Origin of the sequence: Klebsiella sp. GB_Kp056 (assembly GCF_040064755.1) — a bacterium.
Lineage (GTDB): Bacteria > Pseudomonadota > Gammaproteobacteria > Enterobacterales > Enterobacteriaceae > Klebsiella > Klebsiella quasipneumoniae.
In genome coordinates this window covers 26586-35260 of record NZ_JBEAJA010000023.1, presented here as the reverse complement: position 1 = coordinate 35260, position 8675 = coordinate 26586, and the positions used below count along the sequence as shown (strand labels likewise).

Annotated in this window: 6 protein-coding genes; 4 read left to right on the top strand and 2 right to left on the bottom strand. The window is 60.5% G+C overall.

What is annotated here, in order from left to right:
- Positions 1 to 297 precede the first annotated feature (297 nt).
- Both ABLV52_RS01205 and iolC read right to left on the bottom strand, forming a co-directional pair.
- On the bottom strand, positions 298 to 1155 hold the full coding sequence (locus ABLV52_RS01205) for a MurR/RpiR family transcriptional regulator (protein WP_004206536.1): 858 nt from the start codon (positions 1153 to 1155) through the stop codon (positions 298 to 300).
- 151 nt (positions 1156 to 1306) lie between these two features.
- Complete coding sequence (gene iolC, locus ABLV52_RS01200; protein WP_023291778.1) at positions 1307 to 3220, bottom strand: 5-dehydro-2-deoxygluconokinase; 1914 nt, start codon at positions 3218 to 3220, stop codon at positions 1307 to 1309.
- A gap of 505 nt (positions 3221 to 3725) precedes the next feature.
- Between iolC and iolD the strand changes: the two genes are divergently transcribed.
- Genes iolD through iolE form a run of 4 tightly spaced genes read left to right on the top strand, consistent with a single transcriptional unit; the run spans position 3726 to position 8575 of the window.
- Positions 3726 to 5666, top strand: a complete 1941-nt coding sequence (gene iolD / locus ABLV52_RS01195) for a 3D-(3,5/4)-trihydroxycyclohexane-1,2-dione acylhydrolase (decyclizing) (protein ID WP_023291779.1) — start codon at positions 3726 to 3728, stop codon at positions 5664 to 5666.
- 46 nt (positions 5667 to 5712) lie between these two features.
- Positions 5713 to 6726 (top strand): Gfo/Idh/MocA family oxidoreductase, encoded by a 1014-nt coding sequence (locus ABLV52_RS01190; RefSeq protein ID WP_182962307.1) that lies wholly within the window; start codon positions 5713 to 5715, stop codon positions 6724 to 6726.
- A 41-nt stretch (positions 6727 to 6767) separates the two neighbouring features.
- Entirely contained in the window at positions 6768 to 7652 is an 885-nt protein-coding gene (locus tag ABLV52_RS01185; protein ID WP_348889907.1) for a sugar phosphate isomerase/epimerase, read from the top strand.
- A gap of 23 nt (positions 7653 to 7675) precedes the next feature.
- Positions 7676 to 8575 (top strand): myo-inosose-2 dehydratase, encoded by a 900-nt coding sequence (iolE, locus tag ABLV52_RS01180; RefSeq protein WP_002886970.1) that lies wholly within the window; start codon positions 7676 to 7678, stop codon positions 8573 to 8575.
- Positions 8576 to 8675: the final 100 nt, after the last annotated feature.

The following is an 8675-nucleotide window of genomic DNA, read 5'->3' as shown; positions in this document are numbered from 1 at the left end:
TGTGCGCTCCCTGCGCCATGCCAGGCATAACGCAGACGATTAACCGGGAGCGCAAATTTCACTGAAGTTACACGTGATAAACGCGTTGTCTGGCCGGGAAAGTTGCAAACCGAAAACAGTGTCTACGGCGACCCGCAGGCGCATATATCACACGCCCGGCAAGCGCAGCGCCGCCGGGCAGGACACCTCTGGCGCCATACCCGTCTTGTGCCGGATGGCGCTACGCTTATCCGGCCTACGGCATCCCCCCGCAGGCTTATCCCGCGCCGCCGCGCAACCGACGCCAGGCGGCCTATCTCACGCCTTCTGCTTGGCCTCGGACTCCTGACTGCTGTTCAGCGCCAGCGAAACCGCCAGCGTCTGGGCCAGGCACAGGGAAGCAACCTGCGAGCGGAAGCCATCCACCTGCGCTTCCCGCACCACAAAGCAGACATCGCTGAAGGCCGCCAGCGGGCTGACCTGGCTGTCGGTAATGGCGATCTGCCGCGCTTTGCGCTGCGCGCCCAGCTCCACCAGCTCGACCACTTCCCGGGCGTACGGCGAGAAGCTCACCGCCACCACCACGTCTTTCGGGCCGACCAGACTCAACTGTTCGGTGAACATGCCGCCGAGGCCGTCGATCAGAAAGGCTTTGCGATCGAGGTGGCGCAGCGCATAGGTCAGATAGGAGGCGACGCTGAACGACCGGCGCAGGCCAATGACGTAGATATTTTCCGCCTCGCCCAGCAGGGCCACCGCGCGCTCCAGCTCATCGCTGGAGGTCTGCATCGCCAGCTGCTGCAGCGCCTGGTTGTTCACCATCGTGAACATATTGAGGATCTCCGTCGGCGTTTCCGGCGGGCTGGACTCATCGCTGGTGGTCTGGCGGAACAGACGGGCGCGCTCGGTATAGTTGGCGGTCTCTTCCATCAAATGCTGCTTGAACATCTGTTTCATTTCGTTAAAGCCGCTGAAGCCGAAGGCGTTGGCAAAACGAATCAACGTGGAAGGGGGAACATCCGCCTGTTGCGCAATGGAGGCCACGGTATCGAAAGCCACGCTATTGCTGTTATCAAGGATATAGCGGGCGACCTGTTTCAGACGTTTGCTTAACGTATCGTAGCGACGCCTGATTTCATCCTGCAGGATGGTCAGCTGTGTTGGATTATTGGCCATAGAGTGCGCTCTGAGAAAATGGAAGGAATATGGCTTCCAGTGTACCAAATGAAGCGAATTTTTCATTTATTGCGACGAAATACGCGATTCATTTCACGAAGAAACAGAAAAACGCCCGCTCCGCAAGGTGACGGAGACGGGCGTTGGGGGATCAGCGGCGGGCTTCGCGCCAGTAGCCAATAAGCGTCAGGTAGTTGCGTTTCACTTCCTCTATCAGCGCCTCATCGCTGAGCTCGCCCTGCATCCAGCGCCGCGACGGCTGGCCAAAGATGGTGCGCCCGACGGCGAAACCTTTGATCATCGGGTGTGCGGCCGCCTCGGCGAAACCGGCGCGCAGTTTGTCGGAAGGCGCATCGAGACCGAGGATCAGGATCCCGCGGCTCCACGGATCTTCGCGCTCGATAAGGGCGGTGATCTGCTGCCAGCTGGCGCTGGAGAGCGGCGGCAGCTTCCACCAGTCCGGCTTGATCCCCAGCTGATAGAAGTGCTCCAGCATGGTGTGGTAATGGCGCTCGTCTTTGTCCGGGCCATTTTCCGGGAGGATCACCTCCAGCAGCAGCTCGTGGCCTGATTTGTTACAGGCCTGCCACACCTCGAGCAGCAGAGCGTCCTGCTCTTCACGCAGCGCCGCCGGGTCGTCCGGGTGATAGAAGACCAGACATTTGACGACATGCTCCAGCGGCCAGTCGATCAGCTGCGAGCCGATGTTGCCATGCTCCAGACGCAGCGGGCGCGAGCTGGGCAGTTCGATAGGGCGCCCGATCCACCAGCCCTTGCCGGTAATGGCGTTCAGCGCACGCTGGCCGTAGGTGCCGTCGGCCAGAATGCCGCTGCGCTGGTCAAGACCCGCCTCCTGCGCCGCCGCTTCGGCCGCGGCCAACAACAGCAGCTTGAGCTGCGGAATGCAGGCTTCATCGCGCCCGGTCTCCCGCGCCAGGTCGGCCAGCTGTTTGCGATGGTCGAAGGCGAAAATGCACAGCTCCGGCCACTGCTGGCGGCGGCTGGTCACCCGGTGCAGATGGTTGAGGCGCTCGTCGACGTCCGGGCGCGGCACCGATTCGGCGCGCTGCAGGTAGTCATCGAGTTCGACTTTGGTCGGCATCGCCGGCGCGCAGCCATGGCGGGAGACCACCAGCGCCCCGCAGGCGTTGGCGTAACGGCAAGCCTGCTCCCAGCCCTCGTCGTTAAGCCAGCCGCGCAGCAGGCCCGACATAAAGGCATCCCCGGCGCCCAGCACGTTGAGCACTTCCACGCGCACGCCCTGCTGCAGCGGCACCTGGTCCCAGCTGTCCGGGATGTCGCCTTCCAGCACCACGCAGCCCATCGGTCCGCGCTTGCAGACGAGGGTGGCTTTGGTGGCATGGCGCACATTTTTCAACGCGGTCAGGGTATCGGTGCTGCCCCCGGCAATATGAAACTCTTCTTCGGTTCCCACCACCAAATCGAACAGATGCAGCACTTCCTGCAGCTGGCTGGTGACCGGCCCGGACTCAATGAAACGGGTTTCGCCATCGCCGAGCGAGGTGAGTCCCCACAGCACCGGACGGTAATCGATATCCAGCGCGGTACGCAGGCCGTGACGGCGAGCGTACTCCAGCGCCTTCAGCACCGCGGCGCGGGTGTTGGCGTGCGACAGGTGGGTGCCGGTCACCGCCAGCGCCCGTGAGGAGGCAATATACTCCTCGCTGATGTCGTCAGGCGTTAAGGCCATATCGGCGCAGTTATCGCGGTAGAAAATCAGAGGGAAGGTCTCCTGATCCTTGATCCCCAGCATCACCAGCGCGGTCAGGCGGGATTTGTCGGTAATCAGATACTCGGTATCCACCCCGGCGCGGTTGAGCGTTTCACGCAGGAAACGGCCGTTGTGTTCATCGCCAACGCGCGCCAGCATGGCCGATTTCAGCCCCTGAATCGCGGTGCCAAAGGCCACGTTGCCGGAGGAGCCGCCCAGATATTTCGAGAAACTGGCAACGTCTTCTAGCCGCGAACCGATCTGCTGGGCATAGAGGTCGACGGCCACCCGACCTATACAGATGACGTCGAGCCGCTTTACTGCTGCATTCATAGCTAGGATTTCCTTTTTGGTGTCTGCTGCCTGGAAGGGTCGGGATCCCGACGTCGACTCCGTGAACAGCCTGAGGGTTATTGGTTACCCTTAGTTTGAGAAATAAATATTTCATTTGCAAACTCGTTCGAAATTAAAAAACCAAAAGTGTGAGGGATCTACCACTCTGCCGCACTGAGCCTCGCGTTAGCGCGGATCGCCCCCACTGTCGACCCTGAGGAAAATGAAACGCCAAACGACAGCTATTTACCTATGATTTTTAAGGGGATATTGCCGTCTGGCGCCGCCAAAAAGGGTCCGAAAACGTGTCAGGAATGTAAGTGAAACGTATGAAATGGGTAGAGAGTTTGATCCTTCTCGCAAAATGAAATATTTCTTCTGTATTTGTATTTAATGAAAAAAATGTTTGCCTATAATCCACAGGTATTCCAGTGACGTGAACGACGGCCCCGGCGGCATCGGCGCGACGCCACACACAAATACTGAACAATAAGGATTGTGCAACATGGGCAAACTGAGACTGACAACGGCGCAGGCGCTGGTGAAGTTCCTCGATAACCAGTACCTGGAAGTGGATGGCGAAGAGCTGAAGTTCGTGAAAGGTATTTTTGCGATTTTCGGCCATGGCAACGTCCTGGGGCTGGGGCAGGCGCTGGAGCAGGATAGCGGCGACATGCGCGTCTATCAGGGGCGCAACGAGCAGGGGATGGCCCACGCGGCCACCGGTTTTGCCCGCCAGGCCCTGCGCCGGCAGATTATCGCCTGCACCTCCTCCATCGGCCCGGGGGCGGCCAACATGATCACCGCCGCCGGCACCGCCAGCGCCAACCGCATTCCGCTGCTGCTGCTGCCGGGCGATGTCTTCGCCACCCGCCAGCCGGACCCGGTGCTCCAGCAAATTGAACAGAGCTACGATCTCAGCATCAGCACCAATGACGCCTTCCGCGCGGTCAGCAAATACTGGGACCGCATTACCCGCCCGGAACAGCTGATGAGCGCCTGCATCAACGCCATGCGCGTCCTGACCGACCCGGCGGAAACCGGCGCAGTGACGCTGTGCCTGCCGCAGGATGTGCAGGGCGAAGCCTGGGACTACCCGGAATCCTTCTTTGCGCGTCGCGTACACCGTCTCGATCGCCGTCCGGCCAGCGCCGCGCAGCTGGCGGACGCCGTGGCGGCCATCAAAGCCAGTCGTAAACCGCTGATCGTCTGCGGCGGCGGGGTGAAATACTCCGGCGCGGGCGAAGCGCTGTCCCGTTTCGCCGAGCGCTACGGAGTGCCTTTTGCCGAAACCCAGGCCGGAAAGGGGACGGTGGTCTCTTCTCACCCTCTGAACGTCGGCGGCGTCGGCGAGACGGGCTGTCTGGCGGCGAACCTGCTGGCGAAAGAGGCCGACCTGGTGATCGGCGTCGGCACCCGTTTCAGCGATTTTACCACCGCCTCGAAATGGATTTTCCAGCACCCGGAGGTGCGTTTCCTGAATATTAACGTCAGCAACTTCGACGCCTGGAAGCTGGACGGCATTGCCATGCTGGCGGACGCCCGGGAAGCGATGACCGCCCTCGACGCGGCGCTGGCGGACAGCGGCTGGCAGGCCGGCTGGGGCGCGCAGATCGAGAGCGTGCAGAGCCGTCAGTTAAAAGAGACCCAGCGCGTGTACCAGGCGGTGTGGCAGGAGAAATCCTTTGTGCCGGAGATCGACGATCATCTCGATCGCGAATCGGTATATCGCGAGTTCCGCCAGATCACCGACTCCACCCTGACCCAGAGCAGCGTCCTCGGGGTGCTGAATGAAACGCTGCCGGCCGAGGCAGTGATCGTCGCGGCGGCGGGCAGCCTGCCCGGCGATCTGCAGCGCGTCTGGCGCAACCGCGCGGAAAACACCTATCACGTGGAGTACGGCTACTCCTGCATGGGATACGAAGTCAACGCGGCGCTGGGGGTGAAGCTGGCGCAGCCGCAGAGCGAAGTCTACTCCCTGGTCGGCGATGGCTCGTTCATGATGCTCCACTCTGAGCTGGTCACCTCCCTGCAGGAGAGGGCGAAGATCAACGTCGTGCTGTTCGACAACATGGCCAACGGCTGCATCAACAACCTGCAGATGGAGCACGGGATGGACAGCTTCGGCACCGAGTTCCGCTACCGTCAGCCGGAAACCGGCCAGCTGCAGGGCGGTCTGGTGCCGGTGGACTTCGCCACCATCGCCGCCGGCTACGGCTGCAAAACCTGGCGCGTCACCACCCTGGACGAACTGCGCCACGCGCTGGACGCCGCCCGTCGCGAAACGGTCAGCACCCTGATTGATATTAAAGTGCTGCCGAAGACCATGGTGCACAAATACGGCAGCTGGTGGAACGTCGGGGTCGCCCAGACGGCGCTCTCAGAGCGGATCCGCAAAGTTGCGCAAATGATTAATGAAAAGCGTGCCCAGGCGCGTGATTACTAAAACGAACATCCACCCTGAATCCTACAGACTTACGGAGAAAACCATTATGTCGCTCAAATTAGGTGTCATCGGCGCTGGCGCTATCGGTAAAGAACACATCCGTCGCTGCACCCAGGTTCTGCAGGGCGCCACCGTTGTGGCGGTGTCTGATATCAATGCCGACAACGCCCGTGCGGCGGTTGCGCTGCCGGGCGTGCAGGCGGAAGTCTACGCCGACGGCCACGACGTGATTAACGCCAGCGATGTCGATGCCATCCTGGTCACCTCCTGGGACCCGACCCACGAAGAGTACACCCTGGCCGCCATCGCCGCCGGTAAGCCGGTGTTCTGCGAAAAACCGCTGGCGATGTCTGCGGAAGGCTGCCGCCGTATCGTCGATGCTGAAATGAAGGCCGGCCGTCGCCTGGTGCAGGTTGGCTTTATGCGCCCATACGACGAAGGCTATCTGGCGCTGAAAAAAGTGATCGACGATGGCGATATCGGCGCGCCGCTGATGCTGCGCTGCGCCCACCGCAACCAGGCGGTTGGCGAGAACTACACCACCGATATGGCGATCACCAACACCCTGATCCACGAGCTGGACGTGCTGCGCTGGCTGCTGAACGATGACTACCGTTCCGTGCAGGTGCGCTTCCCGCGCTCCACCTCGCACACCCATGCGCGCCTGAAAGATCCGCAGATCGTCTCCTTTGAAACCAAAAAAGGCACCCTGATCGACGTCGAGGTGTTCGTGAACTGCCAGTACGGGTATGACATCCAGTGCGAAGTGGTCGGCGAGACCGGGATTGCCCGTCTGCCGGAGCCGTCTGCCGTCCAGATGCGCAAGTCCGCCAGCCTGTCGACCGCTATTCTGACCGACTGGAAAGACCGCTTTATCAAAGCCTACGACGTCGAACTGCAGGCCTTTATCAACGACGTCAAAGCCGGTCAGCTGCACGGCCCGTCGGCCTGGGACGGCTATGCGGCGTCGGTAGCGGCGGACGCCTGCATTAAAGCGCAGGGAACCAGCGAGCCGGTTGAGGTGATGCTGCCTGAGTGCCCGGCATTCTACAAACGTTAAGCACGCTTTGCCGACGGAACTTCTTTGCACAGGTAACGACGATGAAAATTGCCTTTGATGTGGATGTGATTAAGGACCTCGGGATCACCCGAATGGTCCATCAGGTAGCGGAGTGGGGCTACAAGTACATTGAACAGTCGCCGCACCCGCAGATTAACCCGTTCTACAAGCACCCGCGCGCCAGCCGGGAGATCATGGCCGAGTACAAGCAGGCGCTGCGCGATACCGGCCTTGAGCTGTCGTCGTTTATCTGCGTCTACCGCTGGTCCGGCCCGGACGAACTGCGCCGCCAGGCGGCGGTGAAAAACTGGAAACGGCTGGTGGAAATCGCGGTGGAGATGGGCGTTCAGGTGATCAACACCGAGTTCTCCGGCGATCCGAATCAGCCTGAGATCTGCGATGAAATGTTCTATCGCTCGATGGAAGAGCTGCTGCCGATTTTTGAGCGGGAAGGCATCCGCGTGGAGATCCAGGCGCATCCCTGGGATTTCTGCGAAGAGAACAATGAAACCGTCGATATCGTGAAGTCGTTCCGCAGCGATAACGTGAAGTACGTCTACAGCGTGCCGCACACCTTTTTCTACGACAAAGGCGTCGGCGACGTGGCGAGCATGCTGCACTATGCCGGGAGCGATCTCTCCCATGTCCTGATTGCGGATACCCGCAACCATACGAAACATTGCCGCTATATCGTTAACCCGCCGGGCGTGGATGCCGTGGTGCACCAGCACGTAGGCGTCGGAGAAGGGGATGTGGATTTTGACGCGCTGTTCCGCACCCTGCGCGAAATGAAATTCGCCGAGCAGACCTTCAAGGTCGGCGGGGAGCCGATTGTCGCCACCTCGCTGTTTGGCTACCCGGAAAAAATGAAATACCAGGCAGTGGAAACCCGTGAACTCATTGAACGTGAATTGCTGCGCCGCTAAGGCGCAGCGGCAGGAGCCCTACTATGAACAAAGATAACGTCAAACTGGCTATCGCCCCGATCGGCTGGACTAACGATGATATGCCGGAGCTCGGCAGCGAAAACACTTTCCAGCAGATCGTCAGCGAAATGGCGCTGGCCGGCTTTACCGGCAGCGAAGTCGGCAGCAAATATCCGCGCGATCCGGCGGTTCTCAAGCCGATGCTGGACATCCGCGGCATTCAGATCTGCAACGCCTGGTTCAGCACCTTTTTCGCTAACGGCCAGCGGGAAAAAACCATTGATGAATTCGTCAATCACATGAACTTCCTCCATGCGATGGGCGCGAAGGTCATTGGCTGCTCCGAGCAGAGCGGCAGCATTCAGGGGCTGGATAAACCGATCCTCGGCGATGCGAAGCCGTGCTTCAGCGACGAAGAGTGGCAGCGGGTGGCGGAAGGCTACAACACCCTTGGTCGCCTGGCGGCGGAGAAGGGGATGCAGGTCTGTCTGCACCACCACATGGGCACCGGCATCCAGACCACTGCGGAAATCGACAAGTTTATGTCGCTGGTGGACGAGCGCGTCTTCCTGCTGTTCGACACCGGCCACGCCTGGTACTCCGAAGGCGGCGAAGCGCCGATGCTGGCGATCCTCAAAAAGTATCTGCCGCGCATCAACCACGTCCACCTGAAGGACGTCCGTCCGCCGGTGATCGACCAGGTGCGCCGCGACGGCCTGTCGTTCCTCGACGGCGTGAAAAAAGGCACCTTCACCGTCCCGGGAGACGGGGTGATCGATTTCCGTCCGGTGTTCAAGCTGCTGGACGACTTTGGCTATAAAGGCTGGATGGTGGTGGAAGCCGAGCAGGATCCTGCTCTGGCCAATCCTTTCGAATACGCCGTAAAAGCGCGCAAATATATCCGCGAAACGGCAGGGATCTAATCGTTGTGACATTTTCAGGCCATACCGGGTATGGCCTGCTTTTTTTCCTTTCTCAATCCCTGTTCCCGCTTGCAAACCGCCTGACTGGATCTTAACCCCG